Consider the following 22,192-nt stretch of genomic DNA (forward strand, 5'->3'; position numbering starts at 1 on the left):
TAGAGATAGGAGCATTTGTTTGAGCTCTTACTTAAAATTTCACAAAATTTTAAGTAAAGTTGAGTGTGCATAGCCCTACCTGTCATTGCGAGGTACGAAGCAAAGAGGAACGCCCTAAAATTCTAAAATAGTATCGTAATGTTTATGATGCTTTTTAAATTCAGAAACGCCATCTTTGAAGGTTAGGAATTTAGCTCCATTTTTTCTGTTTTCTTTACTAATAAGATACATGTAATGAAAATGACGTGTAAGTTCTTTCCAACCAAAAAACAGACTGTGTTTAGGGTCGTACATATGGGTTGGCTCGCTAATAGCTCCGTTAATTTCTACAATTTGAAAGTTTATCCCTTTTTCTAAGTCGGCAAAATTAGAAAACATAATATCCATTCTTCCAAAATAAAAACCTTCAATTTGGTTACAAATGGTATTAAAATTAGCCGTCATTTCTGCTGTAATTTCATGACTAGCATCAATAAATTTTGTTCCTCTGCAATGATTTCCGTAAGGAACTAAATTAATACTTTCCTTGTCTTTTAAAATCGTGTTTAATTTTTCTTTGTATTCTTCTTCTAACGTTTCTAATTGCAATAAATACCGTTTATCTTGATGTAATAATTCGCGAATTGTATTTTTTCCATTTCCAGTTACAATCATAAATTCTTTAGATACGATTCCGGTTATTTTTCCAGGTTGATTAGGTAATTTTACATAAAACAGACCAATTTCATTTTCGTACGGAATTAAGTCTTGAATTAAAATATTAAATTTTGCTTTTTGAAAATAGGCTTCGAGTTCTTCTGTGTTATGAATTTTTTTTACGGCTGTTCCTCTCAAACCTATATCTGGTTTTGTAATTAAAGGGAATTGGATGTTTTCAGAATTAATTTTTTGAACAATAGTTTCAAAATTTTCATCAGAATTTACTAAAATCGTTTTTGGGTAAAAAGCGGGTGGAATTAAATCATAAATTTCTTTTTTTGATTCCATAAAAAAGCCACCATTTTTAATAGTTGGATTTGAGGCATTAAAATAAAAAAAAGAGCGCGTTTTAGCCGCATAAAATAAATATTGAAAATACACCGGAAAATAGACTACTTGATAAGGCCAATATTCCCAATTGATTAGTTTATGAAGGAAAAGATTAAATTTTGTCATTCTTTTAATTGAATAAATCCAGATGAGTCATTTCTATTTTTGAATTTGTAACCAAACATTGCGTAATACTAACTGTTTTTAGTTGGTTATTTCTATTAATTTGCAATCCAAATTCTTTATTTTCCGACTCTGTAAATTGATGAAAATTTAGAATTTCATTAGCTTTTGGGCTACTTGTTGATTTTAAAAAATCATCAAACCAATTTTTTCTTTGTGCTCTAATTTCTTTAGAATATAGCGTAGAAGAAGACCAAATATGAAATTCATTTTCATTGATTAATTCTTTGCTTTTTTCTATTTCGTCCCATTGTAATTGTATTAGTTTATTGTTTTCAAATAATACAATTGTGAAAGGTTCAATATCTTTTAAATCTATTGTTTGCCAATGGTTTAAAGTATTTTTTGAAGTCATTAATTCAATTACAATTAAACCTCTACTTTTTTTATAATTACTCTTAGAAATATGCTTTTCTTTTGCACCATTAAGTAGAACAATAATTTTACTATTAGTATGCGCCATCCATGTTCCGCCAGCTTTTGGGTCTTTAGGAAAAATTATTTTTTCGCCTTCAATTTCGTATTCTTGAGGATAAATTGCTTTTTCTCGTGCAATTTTCTCATCTCTGTTAGAAGTAATAATACATCCGTTTTTTGTTGGAATATAAGTTACTGTGCACATTGTCTTCGATATTCAAGTGTTGATGGTGCTATTCCAAAGGAACTTGCAACTTTAATATGCGGTAAACGAAGTACTACAACTTTTATTAAAGCCTGATGATGAATACTGTGTTCTAAATTATAAACCAATTCTCTAAAATAATTAGTGGATAATGTTTCAGAAGTGCTGTAACAATTATGAACTAATGAAAGCGATTTATTTGGCTTGTCTATTTCTACTAGAATTTTTTCAATTTTTGAAAGCGCCTCATTTACATCGGTCTGAAGGATTAAATCACGTTTTCTATTATCGTAATTAACGAATCCAAAGTCATAATTATCTAGCAAACATTCAAACAACTCAATAATATGACGCATGTGTTCGCCAATCGTAGCATTGCTTAATTCAGTATTTTTATGTGAATATTCGTCATTTGTAAGTTGACGAAGTAATTCGATGTTTTCGCAGAGGTTATTTTTTATGTTTTCTACTAACATGTTCTTACTTTGTTTCTGGAACAAATTTTATAGAAACAGAATTCATACAAAAACGCTGACCTGTAGTTTCTTTCGGACCATCATCAAAAATATGACCTAAATGGCCGTCACATTTAGCACATAAAACCTCAGTTCTTACCATTCCATAGCTCAAATCTTGAACATAAACAACAGAACCTTTAATAGCTTTGTCAAATGATGGCCAGCCACAGTGCGAATCAAATTTTGTGTCAGAGGTAAATAAATCATTTCCGCAACCGGCACAAACGTATTTTCCTTTTTCAAAATGGTCATAATATTCACCAGTAAAGGCTCTTTCTGTACCTTTTTTTCTTAAAACTTCATATTGCTCAGGAGTTAGTTCTGCTTTCCATTCAGCATCTGTTTTTTTTGAATTTGAATTCATAGGTTTAGTTTCTTTGTTTTGTGATTGGCACGACTGAAGTGTAATTACTAAAAGTAATAAAAATAAATTTTTCATAGTTAACTTTTTTCAAATTTAAATGTAAGAATTCAGATAAAGTGTTAACTAATTAACAAAATATTGAATTAAGTATTGATTTCTAAATCCTTGATGTAGTCTTCGTTTTCATAGAAAAACAACTCAAAAGCACTCATTTTTTCATTAAAAAAATCAAAAATTGTATTCCAAGTGTTTTTATTGTTGATACTTATTCCAGTAATTTCTACCCAAACACGACTAATAATTTTTCCGTTTTCTAAATAAAAATTGCGCTCAAAAATTGCATCTTCTACATAATCTTCTAATAAAATGTTTTTTAACGATTCCACTTTTTCATAATATATCTTACGTTTTTCTTCATCTTTTGGTTCTATATCTAATAAAACTTGTGCTTTTTTATTATCTACATAAAATTTAAAAGTAACATCTTTAATTTTAGTGTTGTACAACAACCATTTCTTTGGATATTCTTCTGCAAATGCGATCCAAAAATCTTTTTTTATTTGAAGTGCTTCTTCTTTACTAAACATATAATTTTGATGAATGTGAGTTTCTTGTAAAATTTTAATTACCTTTAAGTTTGATTAAATTAATTAAAATGCTTTTTACAGATTTTATTAAATATATTCCAAAGATAGAAAAAGAAAAACTGCTTTCTACAGATGCGCATGCAAAAATGGCTCCTTTAGAACGAATTTCTTATTTACAAGAGGAAAATTATATAAATAATAATCCAAGAAAAGCTGCTGTTTTAATGCTTTTTTATCCTAAAAATAGTATTGCACATTTAGCTTTAATTGTCAGGAATACTTATCCTGGGGTTCATTCTTCTCAAATTGGTTTTCCTGGAGGAAAAGTTGAAGAATATGATATTGATTTAAAGCAAACGGCTCTAAGGGAAACACATGAAGAAGTAGGTGTGCATCCTGATAAAGTTCAAATTATTAAGACTTTTAGCGAAATTTACATTCCTCCAAGTAATTTTCTTGTAGCACCTTTTATGGGGATTTCTCATGAAGAATTAATTTTTATTCCTGATTTAGAAGAAGTTAAAAGAGTGTTAGAATTTCCTGTTGCCGACTTTTTAGACGAAAAAAGTATTACTAAAACAAGAATGTCAACTTCATATGCTGTTGATATAGAGGTTCCTGCGTTTATGGTGGATAAATATATTGTATGGGGAGCAACTGCCATGATGATGAGCGAATTAAAGGAAACTATTAAAAGCGCTTTACTTTAGATTTATTTTTAATTATGTTTTTACTCTTTTTTCTTTTTAAAATGCACTATTTTACTACTTTTGCTTTCTTGTTTTGATAAAAAAGATCATAATTATGGGATTATTTAAGAGAAATCCTTTTGGACATATATTGTTTTTAAAGACTTGGCTAATACGAATAGCAGGTTTTTTAACACACAGACGTTATCGAAATTTTAATCAATTGCAAATCGAAGGATCTGAAATTATTAGAAGTTTGCCAGATACTAATGTGTTATTTATATCGAATCATCAAACTTATTTTGCTGATGTTGTAGCCATGTTTCATGTGTTTAATGCAAGTCTAAAAGGAAGAGAGAATAACATTAAAAATGTATTTTATTTGTGGAATCCTAAACTAAACATGTATTATGTTGCAGCAAAAGAAACCATGCAAGAAGGTTTGTTGCCTAGAATCTTAGCCTATGCAGGAGCAATTACTGTAGAGCGTACATGGAGAGCTAAAGGAAAAGATGTGACAGAAAAAAAAGAAGTTAATCCAAACGATACAGAAAATATTAAGATTGCTTTAGAAGATGGTTGGGTAATTACTTTCCCGCAAGGAACAACGCGTTCTTTTAAACCTGTAAGAAAAGGAACAGCACATATTATTTTACAACATAAACCTATTGTAGTTCCAATTGTAATTGATGGTTTCCGTCGTTCTTTTGACCGAAAAGGATTGATGATTAAGAAGAAAGGTATTTTACAATCTATGGTAATTAAAGAACCTTTAAAAATTGATTACGAAACAGCAACGGTAGATGAAGTGGTAGAAATGATTGAATTTGCAATTGAGCAACATCCTTCTTTATTAAAAGTTATTCCTGCCGAAGTTTTAGAAGAAGAAGCAAAATTAGACAGAGAAAGAATGTGGAAATACTAATAAAAAAAGAGGCAATGCCTCTTTTTTTATTGAACGGCTTCTACTTTATATCCTTTTTTTCGTAATAGTTTTATTACGCCTTCTTCTCCAGCTAAATGCGCAGCACCTACGCCAAAGAATGTTGGTTTTTGCATCATTATTTCAGACATTTTTGAAATCCAATTTTTGTTTCTATTGGTTAACAGAACATCTTGGTTGTCTGACGTTATTTTATTGTCAGAATCATCCATCATTTTAAGCATTCCTTCAATATCTTTGCTTTGATAGATTTTCATCATTTTGCTCAATTCGTCTTTATCTTTTTGTAAATCACTTTTAGCCATTTTTACTAATTCGGCAGCTTGTATTTCATAGGAAATATTATCAAAAACTTTCATTTGATCTTCTACTGATTCTAATCCAAAAACTTCTTCTTTTTGTTCGGCACTTATTTTCATTAATTCACTTTCAACCGATTGAAATGGACAATCAAGCATTTTAGGATAAAGCATTGTCGTTACTATGAAAGGTTTAAAGCCATCAAACATCTTTGCAGACATATTTAAGTTTTTTTTCAAAAAGGCATCAACCACTTTAAAATCTTCTTCATTTAATAAAGCAGATAATTTAACACCATCTTTCATCATCATATGCTTCATCATTTGCATTTGCATCGATTTATCATCCATATCGAGTTCTAAACACAATTGTTCTGTTTTTTCTAAAGCATTTAAAGTGTTCTTGTCTAAAGAAGCATCGCAAGTAATATGAATTGTTCCATACAAGAAAGAATCTTGTTTTAACCCATTACCCGATATTTTCCAAAGTAAACTTTTTTCTAATTCTTGAGAAAATGACAAACCTGTAAGTAAGGTCAAAAGAGAAATGAATAGCTTTTTCATTAGTAATCAATTTTTTTAAGTTCGTTGTAATTTTTTTGAAGTCGTTTCATTAAAATGCCATATAATAGGCGGTAAAACAACCAAATCAATCCTACAAAAAGGGCAATAATTACGGCGTAAATAACAAGCATAATGCAGTAAAAAATATTAATATTTACATTTTGCGACATTTTTTCAACCATTTTGGTTATGTTAGGATCATACATAAACTGAAAAATGAAAACCAAAATAAATGAAAGTGCTGTCATGGCTAAATTATACCAAACATAATATTTTACTGTTTTTCGGGTTTTTAAAATGTTTTGCATCAGCTGCTTTACATTATCTGTAGCATTGATTGTTTTGTAATTTTTGAAAAATAAAAATATAAAAAACAAAATCACCCCATAGCTTATTACAGTCATAATAGGCATTAACGTATCTAGATGATATAATTTAAGTTTCTCTAAATATTGGTCATCTGCGGTAAAAAAAGCAAAACTCAACCAAAGAAGTAATTCTAGGATACTAATAATCAAAACCCACTTCACGATAGACGAAGAGCCTTTGTGTAGCATACCGTAAATTTCTTTTTCGCCTATTTGTTGGAACGAACTTTCTTGTTTTTTCCAGTCTTTTTTTAATATATCTAATTCATCCATGAGTTACGGATTTAATATTTTTTTTAATTTTCCTTTTACACGATTCATTTTTACCCGTGCATTCACTTCACTAATTCCTAATGTTTCAGAAATTTCTGTATAATCTTTATCTTCTAAATACAAGAAAACTAAGGCTTTTTCAATATCATTCAATTCGCTAATGGCGTTATACAATAGCTTTAATTTTTCTTCTTCTTCAAAGTTATAATCGTCTTGTGTTACTTTATGAAAAGTACTATCAAACTCAATGGTATCAATGCTTCGTTTCTTTTTTCGATATAAAGTAATGGCAGTATTAAGTCCTACTCGATAAGCCCAAGTTGAAAATTTAGAATCCCCTCTGAAGTTTGGAAAAGCTTTCCATAATTGAATCGTAATTTCCTGAAACAAATCGTTATGCGCATCTGAATCAGTAGTATACAATCGACAAATTTTGTGGATTATATTCTGATTTTCTTTGAGTTGTTGAACAAAAAGTGCTTCCGATTCTGATTTCATAATCAATAAGTAGTCGTTTTTGATAATTTGTTACAAGTTTAGTAAAAATCGGGTTCAAAGGCAAGTTCAAAAATCAATGTCAAGAGCAAATTCAAAAATCAATGTCAAGAGTAAACTCAAAATTCAAGTTTAAAGCATATTCAAAAAATAATTTTAAAATGATACAATTTTGCACTTGTAATTGCACTTGTAATTGTACTTGTAATTGTAATTGTACTTGAACTTGTATTTGATTTTTGTATTTGATTTTTGTTCTTGACCTTGAAATTTCTTACCTTTGAAAGACTAGAAAAGTAACAATGAACATACCTCGTAGTAGTTTTCCAAGAATAGTAATTATAGGTGGTGGTTTTGCCGGAATTTCATTAGCAAAAAAACTTCGTAATAAAAATGTACAAGTTGTTTTATTAGACAAACACAATTATCATAATTTCCAACCTTTAATGTATCAAGTAGCAACTGGTGGTTTAGAACCCGATTCAATTGCTTATCCAATTAGAAAAGTTGTTCAAGAATATAAAGATGTTTATTTTAGATTGGCCGAAGTGCGAGAAATTGATGCAAGTAACAACAAAGTAATTGCAGATATTGGTGAATTAAAGTATGATTATCTCGTCATTGCAACGGGTTCCAAAACCAATTATTTTGGAAATAAGGAAATTGAGCGCAACAGTATGGCAATGAAAACCATTCCGCAATCGTTGAATATTCGTAGTTTAATTTTGGAGAATTTTGAACAAGCCTTATTAACAAACGATATCGACGAACGTCATAGTTTGATGAATTTTGTTTTAGTAGGCGGTGGACCAACAGGAGTAGAGCTTGCTGGAGCTTTAGCCGAAATGAAAAAAGCGATTTTACCTAAAGATTATCCCGATTTAGATGTTCGAAAAATGGAAATCAATCTCGTTCAAAGTGGTGATAGAATTCTGAATACGATGAGCGAAAATGCTTCTGAAAAAGCAGAAAAGTTTCTGTTGAATTTAGGAGTTAGTGTTTGGAAAAACGTTCGTGTAACTGGTTATGATGGAAAAACCGTCACAACCAATTCAGATTTATCATTCGATTCCGCAACGGTTATTTGGACAGCTGGTGTGCAAGGCGCTTTGCCTCATGGCTTAAAAGCGGATAGTTTTATCAAAAATGTAGACAGAATTAAAGTCAATCAATACAATCAAGTAGAAGGGTATGATAATCTTTTTGCGATTGGCGATATTGCTGTGATGACTTCAAAAGAATATCCGCAAGGACATCCTATGATGGCACAACCTGCAATGCAACAAGGAACATTGTTAGCCGAAAATTTAGTTCGATTATTAGATAAAAAAGAATTGAAACCATTTGTTTACAAAGACAAAGGTTCGATGGCAACTATAGGAAGAAATAAAGCGGTTGTCGATTTACCAAAATTCAAATTCAGCGGTGTTTTTGCTTGGTTTGTGTGGATGTTTGTGCATTTGTTTTCGCTAATTGGATTCAAAAATAAAGCAGTCGTTTTCTTAAATTGGGTGTACAATTACATCCGTTTTGACCGAGAAGCGCGTTTGATTATGCGTCCGTATAAAAAGAGAAATCAAGTGAGTTTTACGAGTGATGAGTTGTAAGTGTTCAGTCTCAGTCTCAGTTATAGTATTCGCTTAATATGAAATGATTGAATTTTTACCATTATTTTACTGCGACTGATAACTGCGACTGCCAACTCCTCCATACCCAATCGCTAATCCTACAAACTTACTATAGCCTTCCATACCATCTTTTTGTTGGTTGGCTTTTAGGAAATTGTCGTAGAAATATTCGAAAAAGGTATTGATTGGCGTTTGGTATTGGTTCCAAAAGATTTCATTTTCATGATAATTTTTCAAAACGCCTTTGTTGATTTTTTCCACAAAAGGCTTCGAACTTCCTTCTTCTAAACCTTCTAAATTATTTAACGCATAACGCAATGCAAAACTGTATGCCGAATATTGGAAATACAAATCCTCATTTTTAGCAGCGGTTACAAATCCGATGAAATTGCATTCACTTTCACTTCCAATTCCTGTTTGATGTGCCATTTCGTGGCAAGTGGTTAAAGGTGAAGTGTATTTAGGTTTCAAATGATTCACTTGCGCTTCATTGGTAAACGGATTCAAATAGCCACCAAATCCCATATAACTCAACGGATAACTAAATAAAGATGATTTGATACTTTTTACTTCGTAACGGAATTCTTCTAAATCGGTTGGGATGTTATCATACCCTTTTAAAGCCAAATTATAAATTTCTTCATCCGAATACGGAATCACAACTGTAACAGAATCATTTTTAGTGATTTGCAATTGTAATGCATTGGTTTTCAATAACATTTTTTCTGCAAACGTTTTTAATTGTTCAGCCGAATATTCTTTTTCTATCTGTAATTTTTCATGCAACGGAATGCGATAATAATTCATTCCCCAAAGGATGTGAAAGAAAAAGTAAAACACAGAAACCCAACTCAAAACCGTCAATCCGTTATTTTTCCATTCTTTGAAAAAGCCAATTCGGTGCTTCCAAATCCATCGGAATAAAAGTATAATCAGGATAAAATAAATCACATCACCAAGCGAAAATGGTAACCAACCTAATGCTTTTCTAGACAAGAAAGCCAATTTTGGATAAAAACCGTTGCTATACCAATTTTCTACAAAATCAGGAAATAAACCAATCGTTTTTACCACGATGATTTGGATTAATAAAAATAGGGGAAGGATGAATTTTTTTTTCACGAATTTATATTTGCCATAAAATTAACTAATAATATAGAATAGCGCATTTCTTTTTTTGTAAATTTGTTGTTTAAATTAGGAATAATGACAAAAATAACTTTAAATATTCCGGATAACGAATTGACTTTCTTTATGAAATTGATTGAAAAATTTAATTACGAAACTGTAGTTAATGATATCTCCGTTTCTGAAGAGATGAAAGTTGTTTTAGATGAAAGAAGAGCGTCTTCAAAAAAGGAAAATTTTGTTCCTTGGGAAGAAGCAAAAAAGCAAATTCGTTTGAAAACAAAATAATGAGTTATAGAATCGTAGTTGAACCTCGAGCTATTGCTGATATTCAAGAAGCTGTAGAATTTTATGAGTCAAAAAGAGAAGATTTAGGTAGCTATTTTTTTCAAATTATTGATGAATATATTGAATCGATTGCAATAAACCCATTTTTTCAAATTCGATATAAAGATTATCACGGATTACCAGTTAAAATTTTTCCCTACATTATTCTATACTTTATAGATGAAAATGAGAAAACAGTTTTTATTTTATCTGTTTTTAATACATCACAGAATACGACTAAATACCCAAAATAAAAAACAATGAGCCAAGAAATTAGAAATCTGGAACCAAAGCCACTTTGGAACAAATTTGCCGATTTGAATGCGGTGCCACGTCCGTCTAAAAAAGAAGATCGTGTGATTGAATTCATGAAGAACTTCGGAACCAGTTTAGGATTAGAAACGTTTGAAGACGAAATCAGAAACGTAATCATTCGCAAACCAGCAACGCCAGGAATGGAAAACCGCAAACCAATTGTCTTACAAGGACATTTGGATATGGTACACCAAAAAAATAACGACACCAACTTCGATTTCGACACGCAAGGAATCGATATGTATGTCGATGGTGATTGGGTTCGTGCAAAAGGAACTACACTTGGTGCTGACAATGGGTTAGGAGTTGCGATGATTATGGCGATTTTAGAAGCTACTGATATTAAACATCCTGCAATTGAGGCTTTGTTTACGATTGATGAAGAAACTGGAATGACAGGCGCTTTGAACTTAAAAGGTGGTGTGTTACAAGGTGAAATTTTATTGAATTTAGATACTGAAGAAGACGATGAAATCGATATCGGTTGTGCGGGTGGAATTGACGTAACTGCTACAAGAGGTTACAACGAAGAAGAAACGCCAGAAGGTTCTGTGGGTTACACGATTACTGTGAAAGGTTTACAAGGTGGACACTCAGGAATGGATATTCATAAAGGATTAGGAAATGCCAACAAAATCATGAACCGTTTATTATTTGACGGATTTGAGAATTTTGGATTGCAAATTGCCGAAATTTCAGGAGGAAGTTTGCGTAACGCGATTCCAAGAGAAAGTGTAGCGAAAGTTATTATTGCTGAAATGTATGACGAAGCCTTTGTTTTTGACATGCAAGAAGTAATTGGCGATATCAACACCGAATTCAAAACGATGGAACCAAATTTAACGATTGAGATTGTTAAAAATGATACCATTCCACCGAAAGTAATGAATTTAGGAGTGCAAGAAGGTTTGTTACGAGCGATTTATGCAGCACACAACGGCGTTTACAGAATGTCGGCTGATATGGAAGACTTAGTAGAAACTTCAAATAATATTGCAAGAGTAATTGTAAAAGACGGACAAATTTCGATTCAGAATTTAACGCGTTCGTCTGTGGAAAGTTCTAAAATGGATTTAGCGAATGCTTTACGTTCGGCTTACGAATTGTTTGGTTGCGAAGTTGATTTTGCAGGAAGTTATCCAGGTTGGACACCAAACGTAAACTCGGAAATTTTAGACGTATTGACTTCAATTTACGAAAAACAAAACGGAGATAAACCAAAAGTAGTGGCGTGTCATGCCGGATTAGAATGTGGTATTTTAGGTACGAATTATCCAAACATGGACATGATTTCTTTTGGACCAACGATTCACGGAGCACACAGCCCTGATGAAAGAGCATCGATTAAATCGTCTCAGAAATTTTGGAAGTTTGTTTTGGAAATTTTAGAGAATATTCCAGAGAAGAAATAAGAATATTGTATAAAGATGAAATCCCGAGTTAGCTCGGGATTTTTTTTGTTTATACTTTAGAAATGGCGAGTAGCCATAAACAGCTTTTTTAACTTGTTTGTGTATGATTTCGTTGCGTGTTTCAGCAACTAATTTAGCAAATACAAACCGAATAGAAAATCCGCGAGGATTTTCGTAAGTAGGCGAGTACTAGCAATGAATTATACATGGTGTTGGCGGTAGTTTTTTCTTACTCAATTTTATCTTTAATATATTGTTTAAGTATGAAAACCGCCATCTAAATGATTTGAAATACATCAACAGCAATTACAATAATTAATTTTTGAATATCAAAATGTTAGTGCACTTTTGGTGATTGTAATAACCTTTTTGAGCGATTATTTATGCTCTATAAGAATTAGGCATAGAACTTAATCAACAAATTAAAAAAACCCTTAATTCATATTAAGGGTTTTATCTAATAATTGGCATTACTAATAATAGTGATTAAATACCTGCTTTTAAAACCGTTTGCCATTTATTCAATTCATCCCACTCGCTCATATCGGCTAATTTAGCCTGAGCGGGCCAGGTGTTTGTCATGCCTTTGTGAGTTGTGAATGCTGGACCTCCTTCTTTAATCATATCTTCGAGAAAAGCATGGGAACAATTTGCAAGTTGCGCGTAGCTATAGACACCTTTCTTATGCAGCAATCCTTGAATTTTGGGCCCTATGCCTTCAACTTTGGTCAAATCTTGTTTCGATGAATTCACCGCACCAGCGGCAGCACTTCCTCCAAACAATTGTTTTAAGAGCCACCCTAACAGAAGACCTAAAATAAAGACTCCCAAAAGCCATAAAAGCCATGTCCAGAAAACATCAGAACCATCGCAAGCAGTTGTATTTATTTGTAATAATTTCATAATTATAAAGTTTAATTTTTTTATTCAGTAATATGTATTTCTACACGTCTATTCTTTTTTCTACCTTCTACATTATCATTTGAGGCAACTGGCATAGTCTCACCCTTTGACTGTATACTTATTTGTTTCTCATCAACCCCCAGACTTATGAGGTGTTCTTTGTATTCCTGAGCTCTTTTCAGACCCAGCTCCTGGTTATAAGCTACTTCCCCTTCACTGCTGGTATGGCCAATAATCATAATCTGGTCTCCAGTGGACTTTAAAAACTCCGATAACTCAGCAAAGTAGCTGAGGATGTTATCATTGCTTATTTCCTCGTCCGAACCATAATTGTAGAAAATCATGGTTTTATCAAGATGCTCAATAACATCATCGTTTCTTGTAATCCATCTGTATTTCAATCCATGAAGCATATTGCTTTTTGAGGATTCGCAATCTCCACCATTGCGGGCATCGGTAAAAATATCTACTGATGGTAGTTCGGTAAAAAGTGCTTTTACCCGATTTGCTCGGTCAATTCCTGCCTGTTCAGACTCAGATCCAAAATAGGGACCTACCAGTAACAATTTTTTGCCGGTGCTTCGCTCGGCCAAAATTTCGCGTTTCTTTTCCGTCCATAAGTCATTGGTAATGACCTGTCCGGTTTCGCAATCAAAAATGAGCGGACCATATTGTATGCTTACAGGTGCTGGTTCATCCGCACAGCATACTACCGTTTCCTTATACCACTTCCAGCTGAACCAGGCGAGGATAAGAAACAACAGCAGTAATAAAAAGGCTAATGTTTTTTTCATCTATAAAAGTTTTAATTTTCGCAAAAGATACAAAAAATATCATAAAACTCTATTAAGAGGTCTCCTAATTCAAGTTAAAATTCTTTTTTTTTGGAAAGCATCTATAAGTTGGCATTAAAATTATAGGAATATAATTCTCAAAATTGCTTTTTTATTTCGTGTTTCGCAACATTTCTTAAATAGTTTAAGCCAACCTATTTTCGTGTAGTTTGTAATTACCGCCAACGGTTAGTATAAAAGTAGTAGGGGATTAAACAGTAACTACTTTCAATTAACAAGATACTTAATTAAATGCAAAAGCGGTTTAGATTAAAACCTAAACCGCTATTACTTTTATACATTGTTGTTGCCAGTTTTGTTAAATTGAAAACTAACATTATTAAATTTAAAGTTCGTTCAATTATTTTTTCAAAATCTTACCAGAATATGTTTTATTCTCTACTTGAATTTGTAATATATATATTCCACTACTAAAATTTGAAATATCAATAGTTTTTTTACTTATTGCATCCATTAACAATGTTCCATTAGTTGAAAACAACTTAGCTGTAAAGTTTTCTTCTATATCGATATGAAGGTAGTCATTAACTGGATTGGGATAATATGATAACTTACCATTTAATAAGTCTAAATCATCAATCCCTAGCCCAGTATCTGGTGTGGCACTTGCAGTACCAGTAGGGCTCGTGTCTTCTGAGGCTCTTGTTGTTATTTTAAAATCATAGATGGTGCCGTTTGTAAGTCCGGTTACCATATAAGTGGTCTCATTACGATCAGTAATAGTATGCGACCCTACAAAATTCCCTGAAACCTGTTCATACCAAAGAATTGTGTATTGTTGAAAAGTACGTCCACCTACATCTGATGCATTCCAAGAAAGGGCTACCACCGTATTACCCGGTGTAGCGGTTACTACAGGAGCGGTCATGGCACCCAATGGTGTAGCCGACACAGTATTACTCGGTGGCCCAAGGTCCCCTGGGGTTATAGCACCATAATTTGCCTGTACCGAAAATTCATATTCAACTCCATTGGTCAGGCCAGTAATTGTTGTAGTCAAATTAGTTGAAGGAACATCTACAAAATTACCGAAACCTCCTACTTCACTATATACTATCCGATAATTAAGAATAGCAATCCCAGCATGATGAAGAGGTTCAGTCCAACTTAAGCCTACAGATCCATCTGTAATTGTTCCAAGACTTAACGCTGAAGCTAGACCTAACTGAAAAGCACCAATATCGCGCAAACCGTTGGCATCATTTCTAGCATTACCAAATACATCCAAAGTAATAGGAGTACTATTTATAGGATTTGTTAAAACAGATGCCGCAGGGATTATATCTATCAACTCACCTGGAAAGGCCGGTGTCACCATTTCTGCATCAAAATAAAGAGTAGAAGGAACAACAGGGCTATTGAAAGCAATTCCATTTGAACGCAGAACAGGTTGAAATGTAATGGCTCTTAGTGCAGCCACATCTTGATTATTAGTTGGTTGTATCCAGGTTTCTGTATCGGCACTAAATCCAGCACCAGCACCTGTATTACCTAGTGTATTCAGAAGCGTAGCTAAGCCACTTGTATTATTTAAACCGATAGCCGACTCCTTAAAATTTATTTTACCAGCTCCTCTACGCTCAATGAGCGATTCTGAAAGCTGAGACTGGCATAGACCATCACAGTAATTATTATTCCACATCAATGAGGATGCCGTAATATTCATGTCTCCACTCGCGCTATTGATAATTCGGTCACCAGACTCTGGATTTCCAGTATCTTTATTTACCCATATTGAGTTCACAAAATTACTAACACTTATGCTTCCTGATAAAAATATACCACCGGATAGCATAAATCTAGAACTTACAATATTTACTTCAGAGCCACTTGCACCATCCCAACTGATGGCAAATTGGTTTCCTCCATTATTATTATAAAACAGTGTGTTTTCTATCGTTAAATCACCTGCATTAGAACTACTAATTTCAGAAGTAGTAGCTGGAACTCCCCAGTTTACGGTATTAATAAATTGTGAGTTTTTAATAGAAATTGAGGCTCCAGCATCTGCACTTAACAGACCTCTAGAATTACAAAAAAGAGTTGACCATATTTTATCGGCATTAAAATTTTCAAATTCTAAAGTGGCATTATTTCTTACCTTAGCGATAGAATTAAATTGTTCTATAGATAAATTTTTAACGGTTACAGTAATAGCCGCGTTATCTACATCAATAATCCCAACCTGCATAAAATTCGGCATCCTCGCACGAGTAATTCCATTCGGGACATTACCAGGGCAATCGTTTAGAGAATTCCAATCACCATCAGCATTTAACCATCTTTGCGAACCAATTAAGGCACCCCCTTTCCCGTCTATTGTAACGGATTCCGTAATGTTAAGCATATAATCGGCTTGCCCCCCCGGTATATAGAAAAGATGAGTTGCGTCTATTTGTAATCCAGGTGTAAATTCAATGATGTCGGCACCAGGGTTGAGGTTGGCTAAATCAATAGCTTCATTAATTGAACCAGGTCCATCTTTATCAGTTGATGTGACCGTATATGTTGTTTGAGAATATCCTAATTGGATACAAAGAACACATGCTAATAGGAGTAATTTCTTTTTCATAATTAATATTTTCATAATTAATATTTTTTTAAAGTACAAATAAAAATTTTCTTAACCTATTTTTTTCGCAAAAGATAACAATGGGCCAGGTAAGCCTGTTCCAAAACATTTAGTACTCCAACCATCCAAATCATGGCTATCCAGAATTTCAGCAATATGTTGAAGTTGATGTATGTCGTCAAACAAATTTTATTTTTTTGGTTTAAATGACTCATGCTAATTTAGCCATGAGACCAACATTTTTATATTAAAAAGTAGTTTTAAATAACTTATATTGATTAAACCATCTAAAATTTCAATAATTATTACAAAATATTTAAGTATTTATTATTACCTTTATTTTTTCTAATAGGCATTTATAGTGAAATAATAAAACCAATTAAAAATTAAGTATTATGAAAAAACTTTTTACACTAATTATTATGGCAGGTCTAGCCTTTACAACACAGGCACAGAATATTACCAATACGCTTGGTGCAACCGGCAAACTCGAAGTAAAAACTTCTGGCGGTGTAGAAGCTCTAACCGTTACAGATGGTAGCCAGGTTATTATTTCAAACGTAGCGAGTCCTACTCCTAAAACAGGTGTAATACTAGACTTAAACTCAACTGATAAAACACTACAATTCCCTATGTTAAGTTTTAACACCTATGTTGGGGTTACTGCTCACGGTGCCGGGAGAATGTTTTGGGATTCAGATAATAATAGATTTGGAATGTTTTATGGAACCGATATCCTTGATTTTGCCAGAATAATAGATTCAAGAGATGGACCAGCATCTTTAAAATATGTTCAAGGGAATCCCGCTGGTACCAGCATATATATTGGCTTAGATGCTGGTAATGGATATAATAGTGGCGCTGGGCCTAATAATGGAGACCAGGAAAACGTAGCTTTTGGCCACGATGCATTATATAGTATAGGTACCGCTGACGGTACAGGCTCTCTTGCTGAACAAAATACTGCCATAGGAGGTAGCGCAGGCTATAACGTTACAACAGGTCAAGGTAATACCGCTCTTGGTTTTACGGCGGGTGTTACTGGTGATGCTGGTGGTGGAGAGCTTGATTATACTACTGCAATTGGCTATGGTGCAATAACTACTGCAGACAATCAAATTATGTTGGGTAGAACAGTTGATCATGTCGTTATTCCTGGAAAAGCAAATATTCGTGATGTACTTAATTTAAAACCTATGAGCGCTGCTCCTTCAAGTCCTGTAAATGGTGATTTATATGTAAATAGTACCGATAACCATATTTATTGCTATCTAGGTGGGGTATGGAAGCAACTTGATTAATTAATGGTTTGCATAACAGCTGGGACGTCAGGCGTTTGGGAAGCCTTAAGTTAAGCTATAAACAAGCCCAATACTTATGTATTGGGTTCTATAAATCCTAAGATTATCAAATACTAAACCAAATTAATATGAAAAAAACACTCCTTATTTTATTTCTTTTTTCTGCGATTGTTTATGGGCAAGAAATAACGGTCTCTAGCACTAGTACTATTACGGTTGAAAGTGGAGCCTCTTTAGATATTGGAGGTTTGGAATTAAGTCCTGCGGTTGACTATACAATTAGTGATAAAACAATAACTTATACCAATACACCAGTTAATACGGGAAATACGAGTATAAACAGAGTTTATAATGTTACGCCTACTGAATTAAGCAATTATATAGGCGATATTAAACTATATTATGAAGATGGTGAACTGAATTCAATACCAGAGGCTAATTTAGTTCTTGAGGTTTTTGAAGGTAGTGTTTGGACAAATTATCCGTCAAGTAGTTCCAATACGAGTGACAATTGGATAGAAGTTTCTTTTGGTTCGAATCTGAGCTTTTCTAGAGTAACTGCTTCTTCTTCAGGAGCTACACTTCCTGTTGAAGATTTCGAGAATGAATTTGGTGCCATAGCAATTTACCCAAATCCAATAACTTCAGAGCTAAGAATAGCAACAGATAAAAATCTGTTATTTGAACTATTTAGTATTTCAGGTCAACGAATTTTGAAAACTAAAGATTCAACTATTGAAATGTCGTATTTACCAAATGCTATTTACTTGTTAAAAGTTACCGATGAGGATTCTAAATTTTCAAAATCATTTAAAATTATAAAAGAATAACTTTAAATTTTCACAACCACTATAAAGCCAATTCAACTTTATTCAATTACTTACAAGTGTTTTAGATAGATAGGAAGGGGCTAACACCTACTTCTCAATATCTTGATTTCATTGACATTACAGCGCCTACAATTACTAGGGTAACTGAACTATAATTGTATTATACAATAATTGCTTAAAGAATTGAAATAGAATATCTTTAGACTAAATTAAATCTTTCAATTATGGCATTTCTACAAATCCGTACTTCGGTAACTCTAGGTGCGATACTTATCATTGTTGGGCTTTTATTTAGCGGGTTCTTTCTCCTCTTTGGCGTGGCTAACCTGATTAATCCAGAAGTTGCTGATGGTTCTGCTAAAATTATCTCAATAGCTTTTAATAAAGCAGGTTTGTCATTTTGATTTTCTTCCATAGTTTATTATTTAATGTTTATCGTTTACTTTTTCTCGGTTGGCGTATTACACACAACGTTTAGTATAAGAAACGTTGGGCGATTAGTATGCACTTCATTTCGGTTAATTACTTAGTTAAATATAAATATTTTGCTTTTATCTTTTCTTCTATAAACGCTAAATTTTATATTTAGCGGACTTTGTTAATATTCACAGACCTTTGGATTTAGCAGAATTGCCCAATGTTTTTTATACATTGTTGTACTTAGTACTTATTTCGATTTCGCTGTTTTCGAACATCGCGAATCATTTTCCCAAGATTTTTATCTTTCTTTTTCTTTTCCTCAACACTTGATCCGAAAAAAGCACTTTCTTTTTCCAATTTGAGGAAATTGGCATAAGAATCAGAATCAATTTCTCCATTTTCTATTGCACTTTGAATTTCACAACCTTTTTCATTCGTATGAGTACAGTTATTAAATTTGCAAGCTTGCGCTAAAGTAACAATATCTTCAAATGTAGATTCAAGTCCATTTGAAGTATCAGTTATTCCAACTTCTCTCATTCCTGGATTATCAATTAAAATTCCATTTTTTAATACAATTAATTCTCTATGTGTTGTAACGTGTTTTCCTCGGTCTATACTCTGACTAATTTCTCCAGTATTCATCACATTCTCACCAATTAGAGAGTTAATTAGAGTTGATTTACCAACACCAGAAGAACCTAATAAACAATATGTTTTTCCTTTAATCATTTTATTTTCAAGCTCATTTATTCCAAATTGAGTTTGGTTACTAATCGCAATAACAGAAACATCTTTAATTCGCTCTTTTATTTCTTTAAGAAGCGCGTTAAATGTTTGTTCATCTATTAAATCAATTTTGCTTAAAATAATTATTGGCTCTACATTTGAAGTGTTACAAATGGTTAGATATCTTTCTAAACGATTAATATTAAAATCTCTATTTACGGATTGAACAATTAAACCATAATCAATGTTTGTAGCAATTATCTGATTTTGAGTAGATTTACCAACAGCTTGTCTTTCTAGAATTGAGTGCCTAGAGTAGACAGTATGTATTAGCGCTTTGTTAGCATCATATTCAGAAATTGCAACCCAATCTCCTACAGCTGGCAAATCGTGTTTACTTTCTGCAGTAAACCTTAAATTCCCTATAAGTTCTGCATTAAATTCTTTGTGTTCTGTTTTTACAATATATCTATCTTTATGTTCTAATATGACACGACCAACACCAAAGGATTCAATATTTTTTTCCTTTCGATATTTTGCTAATGCTTTATTATATCCTAAATCTTCAAGTTTCATCTCAGTTGTAGTGTTTAATATTAATTATTTATGAAACTGATATCAAAAATTATATTTGAGCAATAAAATCCTGATTTTTCAATGGCTTTTCGAGAAGCTATGTTTTCTAATGTAGTTGAACAAATTGGTTTTCTTCCTCTTTTTAATATTCTGTTAACTTGCATTTGCATCACTTGTGTAGCTATACCTTTGCCTTGATAATCTTTGTTTACAATGATTCCTAAATCTGCTATGTCAGTTTGAGAATCACTCATTCTACATTCACTAGTAGCAATTAAAGTACCTGATTCCTTAACCATAAAAATTTCTTTTCTTGAAACAAGGTTTTCTGTATAACCAAAGGTATCATCCATTCCAACTTGTTCTTTCAAAAATGCTTTAATATCTGGAACGTCTTCAGTAGAAACTAATTCTATATGCAATTCTGAGTTTACTTCAATAGCTGTATTCAAATGTTCAAAACAGAAGGTGTTCGCCTTTGTTGATGTTGAATGAAATAAACAAGCATTAAATCCAATAGGTTCATTTGAACTCAAACTTGCTGATTTAATCAGTTCTAACTTAATTAATTGTTCAATTACATTATCCATTTTTGAACAATGATTTTCTTCAAGAAATATCTGTGTTAAAGAAGCTTCTTCATTTATACAACAATATCCTAAAATGTTGTTGTCATTTTCGATGAGATAATGTTGAGAAGAACCAATATAAAGTATTTCCCACATTGCATCAATTGGTGATTTTAATTTTTGATATAATTTAAACCTTAAACTATCAATTGTTTCGGTAATATCTGATTTTATAAATTTCATTATTTTGTGTATTTATTTATGAGTTCACTTTTCATTTTTAGTAATGGATATTTTTCAAAAACTGACAAATAGTTTAATGTAATTCCATCAATCTCGGCTAGAAGTGTATATGCTTGAATTTCACTTCTTTCTATAGAAATTTTATCAAAGATTCTTTTTACCGACTTGAATAAAATATCAGCTCTTTCTTTGATGTGTTCTTCTAATAAACTTCTGGTTGAAGGTTGAAACATAATATTTAGATTAAATTGAAAAAACAACTTATCATTTTCTAATTGATAGAATACATTATTTATTAACTGCTTTAATTCATCTTTAGGTTCTATGGTTTCATCTACAATTACATTTGACTCAATAATTTTGTGAGTACTTGATGTGAAAATTTCTATGAGAATTGATTCTTTAGATTCAAAGTGATGATAGACTAATCCTTTTGATACTTTTGCTTCTTTACAAATTAGTGCCATCGATGTTTTTTCAAAACCTAATTCCGCAAATAGTTTAGTTGCAGTTTCTAGTACTTTTTCCTTTTTATCACTCATAATTCAAATCAAAACCGACTGTTCGGTTTGCAAATATAGTAATAAGTTTAGATTGACGATAATTAATTAGCTAAATGTTTGTGGTATTAAGTACAACGGTTAGTATAAGAGCAGTAGCGGTCTAAAAGCTACTACCTTTTCGAAAACAAGATACTTAATTAAAAGCAAAAAGCGGTTTGAGATTACTCCCAAACCGCTATTGCTTTTATACCTTGTTGGCAATAGTTTTTATTGATCAAAATCATATATTTTACCTATTTCAAAAACTCTGGATGCTTCACCGTCTTTTAATTTATATCCTATTTGACGTAAACCTCCTGTTGGATTGTTATTTGTATCACCCTCATTGTAAACTGGAAATCTTCTTACTAAAGTGGTCTCCATAATAGCAAATTCATCGTGCCCCATATAGCCACTGCTAGCTTCTTTGTTATCAAATAAGTCAGGGAAGTAAATTTGACTCATTGATTTTCTATTATTCACGGAATAACCAATGACGTTTCCATAACTACCACTTCCTGCTGAAACGATGTAAATCAAGATTTCTGGAGATCCATCCGAATTTAAATCTTCAATTTCTGCATTGGTAACTTGTCCTTCTATTTCAAGAGTTATTTTTTGATTATCTATTTCCAAACCTTCTGGTTGAATGGAAAGCTGCTGAATAGATCCTTCTCCACTCGCTTTTATTTCAAATGTTATGTTCTGTAAGCTCAAGGTTTTTTGAAATCCAATTTTTTGATCCTCAGCAATAGGCTTTTCCGTGCTTAAATCAGCGTTATTTTCGATTGGTTCTGAATTCTGTTTTTCCTTTTCGTTCTTACAGGCGATTATAGTTGATGCTACAACTAGGGTTATTAAGACTTTTTTTAAGTGTTTCATTTTTATTGTTTTTTAATTATTGCCAAC

The 22,192-nt window shown here is 32.3% G+C and carries 25 protein-coding genes; 8 read left to right on the plus strand and 17 right to left on the minus strand.

The window, feature by feature from the left end; genetic code table 11:
- Positions 1-114: 114 nt before the first annotated feature.
- From GFJ94_RS01725 to GFJ94_RS01745, 5 genes are all read right to left on the minus strand, one after another.
- Positions 115-1,155, minus strand: coding sequence for a D-alanine--D-alanine ligase (locus tag GFJ94_RS01725; protein WP_153199782.1), 1,041 nt, complete (start codon positions 1,153-1,155; stop codon positions 115-117).
- A 4-nt stretch (positions 1,156-1,159) separates the two neighbouring features.
- Positions 1,160-1,834 (minus strand): NRDE family protein, encoded by a 675-nt coding sequence (locus tag GFJ94_RS01730; RefSeq protein WP_153199785.1) that lies wholly within the window; start codon positions 1,832-1,834, stop codon positions 1,160-1,162.
- On the minus strand, positions 1,822-2,310 hold the full coding sequence (locus GFJ94_RS01735; protein ID WP_153199786.1) for a DinB family protein: 489 nt from the start codon (positions 2,308-2,310) through the stop codon (positions 1,822-1,824). The genes GFJ94_RS01730 and GFJ94_RS01735 overlap by 13 nt, the downstream gene beginning before the upstream one ends.
- Before the next feature lie 4 nt (positions 2,311-2,314).
- Positions 2,315-2,791 carry a peptide-methionine (R)-S-oxide reductase MsrB gene (gene msrB / locus GFJ94_RS01740; protein ID WP_203228637.1) on the minus strand — a complete coding sequence of 159 codons (477 nt, stop codon included), beginning with the start codon at positions 2,789-2,791 and terminating at the stop codon, positions 2,315-2,317.
- Positions 2,792-2,859: 68 nt separating this feature from the next.
- Positions 2,860-3,303, minus strand: coding sequence for a DUF4268 domain-containing protein (locus GFJ94_RS01745; RefSeq protein WP_153199788.1), 444 nt, complete (start codon positions 3,301-3,303; stop codon positions 2,860-2,862).
- Positions 3,304-3,371: 68 nt separating this feature from the next.
- Here GFJ94_RS01745 and GFJ94_RS01750 point away from each other — a divergent pair, with 68 nt between their 5' ends.
- Together GFJ94_RS01750 and GFJ94_RS01755 are read left to right on the plus strand one after the other, a co-directional pair.
- Positions 3,372-4,013, plus strand: a complete 642-nt coding sequence (locus GFJ94_RS01750) for a CoA pyrophosphatase (RefSeq protein WP_153199790.1) — start codon at positions 3,372-3,374, stop codon at positions 4,011-4,013.
- 94 nt (positions 4,014-4,107) lie between these two features.
- Positions 4,108-4,917: a 1-acyl-sn-glycerol-3-phosphate acyltransferase gene (locus GFJ94_RS01755; protein ID WP_153199792.1), complete on the plus strand. Its 810-nt coding sequence runs from the start codon at positions 4,108-4,110 to the stop codon at positions 4,915-4,917.
- A gap of 26 nt (positions 4,918-4,943) precedes the next feature.
- On the opposite strand, the gene GFJ94_RS01760 is transcribed toward GFJ94_RS01755, so the two are convergent.
- From GFJ94_RS01760 to GFJ94_RS01770, 3 genes are read right to left on the minus strand one after another with little or no spacing between them, the layout of a single operon-like run.
- Positions 4,944-5,798 (minus strand): TraB/GumN family protein, encoded by an 855-nt coding sequence (locus GFJ94_RS01760; protein WP_153199794.1) that lies wholly within the window; start codon positions 5,796-5,798, stop codon positions 4,944-4,946.
- Positions 5,798-6,439, minus strand: coding sequence for a hypothetical protein (locus GFJ94_RS01765; protein ID WP_153199796.1), 642 nt, complete (start codon positions 6,437-6,439; stop codon positions 5,798-5,800). The genes GFJ94_RS01760 and GFJ94_RS01765 overlap by 1 nt, the downstream gene beginning before the upstream one ends.
- Before the next feature lie 3 nt (positions 6,440-6,442).
- Complete coding sequence (locus GFJ94_RS01770; protein ID WP_008256960.1) at positions 6,443-6,937, minus strand: RNA polymerase sigma factor; 495 nt, start codon at positions 6,935-6,937, stop codon at positions 6,443-6,445.
- Between the two features lie 299 nt (positions 6,938-7,236).
- Between GFJ94_RS01770 and GFJ94_RS01775 the strand changes: the two genes are divergently transcribed.
- A complete protein-coding gene (locus GFJ94_RS01775; protein ID WP_153199798.1) occupies positions 7,237-8,541 on the plus strand; it encodes an NAD(P)/FAD-dependent oxidoreductase in 1,305 nt (434 codons plus the stop codon).
- Between the two features lie 66 nt (positions 8,542-8,607).
- On the opposite strand, the gene GFJ94_RS01780 is transcribed toward GFJ94_RS01775, so the two are convergent.
- Positions 8,608-9,684: a DUF3810 domain-containing protein gene (locus GFJ94_RS01780; protein ID WP_162523773.1), complete on the minus strand. Its 1,077-nt coding sequence runs from the start codon at positions 9,682-9,684 to the stop codon at positions 8,608-8,610.
- Positions 9,685-9,768: 84 nt separating this feature from the next.
- Between GFJ94_RS01780 and GFJ94_RS01785 the strand changes: the two genes are divergently transcribed.
- From GFJ94_RS01785 to GFJ94_RS01795, 3 genes are read left to right on the plus strand one after another with little or no spacing between them, the layout of a single operon-like run.
- Entirely contained in the window at positions 9,769-9,978 is a 210-nt protein-coding gene (locus tag GFJ94_RS01785) for a hypothetical protein (RefSeq protein ID WP_153199800.1), read from the plus strand.
- Positions 9,978-10,271, plus strand: coding sequence for a type II toxin-antitoxin system RelE/ParE family toxin (locus GFJ94_RS01790; protein WP_153199802.1), 294 nt, complete (start codon positions 9,978-9,980; stop codon positions 10,269-10,271). The genes GFJ94_RS01785 and GFJ94_RS01790 overlap by 1 nt, the downstream gene beginning before the upstream one ends.
- 6 nt (positions 10,272-10,277) lie before the next feature.
- Positions 10,278-11,744, plus strand: a complete 1,467-nt coding sequence (locus tag GFJ94_RS01795; RefSeq protein WP_153199804.1) for an aminoacyl-histidine dipeptidase — start codon at positions 10,278-10,280, stop codon at positions 11,742-11,744.
- A gap of 486 nt (positions 11,745-12,230) precedes the next feature.
- Here GFJ94_RS01795 and GFJ94_RS01800 read toward each other — a convergent pair whose 3' ends face one another.
- The 3 genes from GFJ94_RS01800 to GFJ94_RS01810 all read right to left on the minus strand — a co-directional run bounded on the left by GFJ94_RS01800 (position 12,231) and on the right by GFJ94_RS01810 (position 16,088).
- Complete coding sequence (locus GFJ94_RS01800; RefSeq protein WP_153199806.1) at positions 12,231-12,647, minus strand: hypothetical protein; 417 nt, start codon at positions 12,645-12,647, stop codon at positions 12,231-12,233.
- Between the two features lie 20 nt (positions 12,648-12,667).
- Complete coding sequence (locus GFJ94_RS01805; protein ID WP_153199808.1) at positions 12,668-13,441, minus strand: OmpA family protein; 774 nt, start codon at positions 13,439-13,441, stop codon at positions 12,668-12,670.
- A gap of 400 nt (positions 13,442-13,841) precedes the next feature.
- Positions 13,842-16,088, minus strand: a complete 2,247-nt coding sequence (locus GFJ94_RS01810; RefSeq protein WP_153199810.1) for a fibronectin type III domain-containing protein — start codon at positions 16,086-16,088, stop codon at positions 13,842-13,844.
- A 380-nt stretch (positions 16,089-16,468) separates the two neighbouring features.
- Between GFJ94_RS01810 and GFJ94_RS01815 the strand changes: the two genes are divergently transcribed.
- Together GFJ94_RS01815 and GFJ94_RS01820 are read left to right on the plus strand one after the other, a co-directional pair.
- Positions 16,469-17,374, plus strand: a complete 906-nt coding sequence (locus GFJ94_RS01815; protein WP_153199812.1) for a hypothetical protein — start codon at positions 16,469-16,471, stop codon at positions 17,372-17,374.
- A gap of 128 nt (positions 17,375-17,502) precedes the next feature.
- A complete protein-coding gene (locus GFJ94_RS01820) occupies positions 17,503-18,204 on the plus strand; it encodes a T9SS type A sorting domain-containing protein (protein WP_153199814.1) in 702 nt (233 codons plus the stop codon).
- 199 nt (positions 18,205-18,403) lie between these two features.
- Here the strand turns inward: GFJ94_RS01820 and GFJ94_RS01825 are convergent, their stop codons facing one another.
- The 5 genes from GFJ94_RS01825 to GFJ94_RS01845 all read right to left on the minus strand — a co-directional run bounded on the left by GFJ94_RS01825 (position 18,404) and on the right by GFJ94_RS01845 (position 22,165).
- On the minus strand, positions 18,404-18,619 hold the full coding sequence (locus GFJ94_RS01825; protein WP_153199816.1) for a hypothetical protein: 216 nt from the start codon (positions 18,617-18,619) through the stop codon (positions 18,404-18,406).
- A 245-nt stretch (positions 18,620-18,864) separates the two neighbouring features.
- Complete coding sequence (gene rsgA, locus GFJ94_RS01830) at positions 18,865-19,929, minus strand: ribosome small subunit-dependent GTPase A (RefSeq protein ID WP_153199818.1); 1,065 nt, start codon at positions 19,927-19,929, stop codon at positions 18,865-18,867.
- A gap of 20 nt (positions 19,930-19,949) precedes the next feature.
- Positions 19,950-20,741, minus strand: coding sequence for a GNAT family N-acetyltransferase (locus GFJ94_RS01835; protein WP_153199820.1), 792 nt, complete (start codon positions 20,739-20,741; stop codon positions 19,950-19,952).
- Positions 20,741-21,283 (minus strand): TetR/AcrR family transcriptional regulator, encoded by a 543-nt coding sequence (locus GFJ94_RS01840; RefSeq protein WP_153199822.1) that lies wholly within the window; start codon positions 21,281-21,283, stop codon positions 20,741-20,743. The genes GFJ94_RS01835 and GFJ94_RS01840 overlap by 1 nt, the downstream gene beginning before the upstream one ends.
- A gap of 228 nt (positions 21,284-21,511) precedes the next feature.
- Positions 21,512-22,165 (minus strand): PliI family lysozyme inhibitor of I-type lysozyme, encoded by a 654-nt coding sequence (locus GFJ94_RS01845; RefSeq protein ID WP_153199824.1) that lies wholly within the window; start codon positions 22,163-22,165, stop codon positions 21,512-21,514.
- Positions 22,166-22,192 lie beyond the last annotated feature (27 nt).

This window comes from Flavobacterium sp. LMO8 (genome assembly GCF_009495755.1).
In the GTDB taxonomy this organism is placed as follows: Bacteria; Bacteroidota; Bacteroidia; order Flavobacteriales; family Flavobacteriaceae; genus Flavobacterium.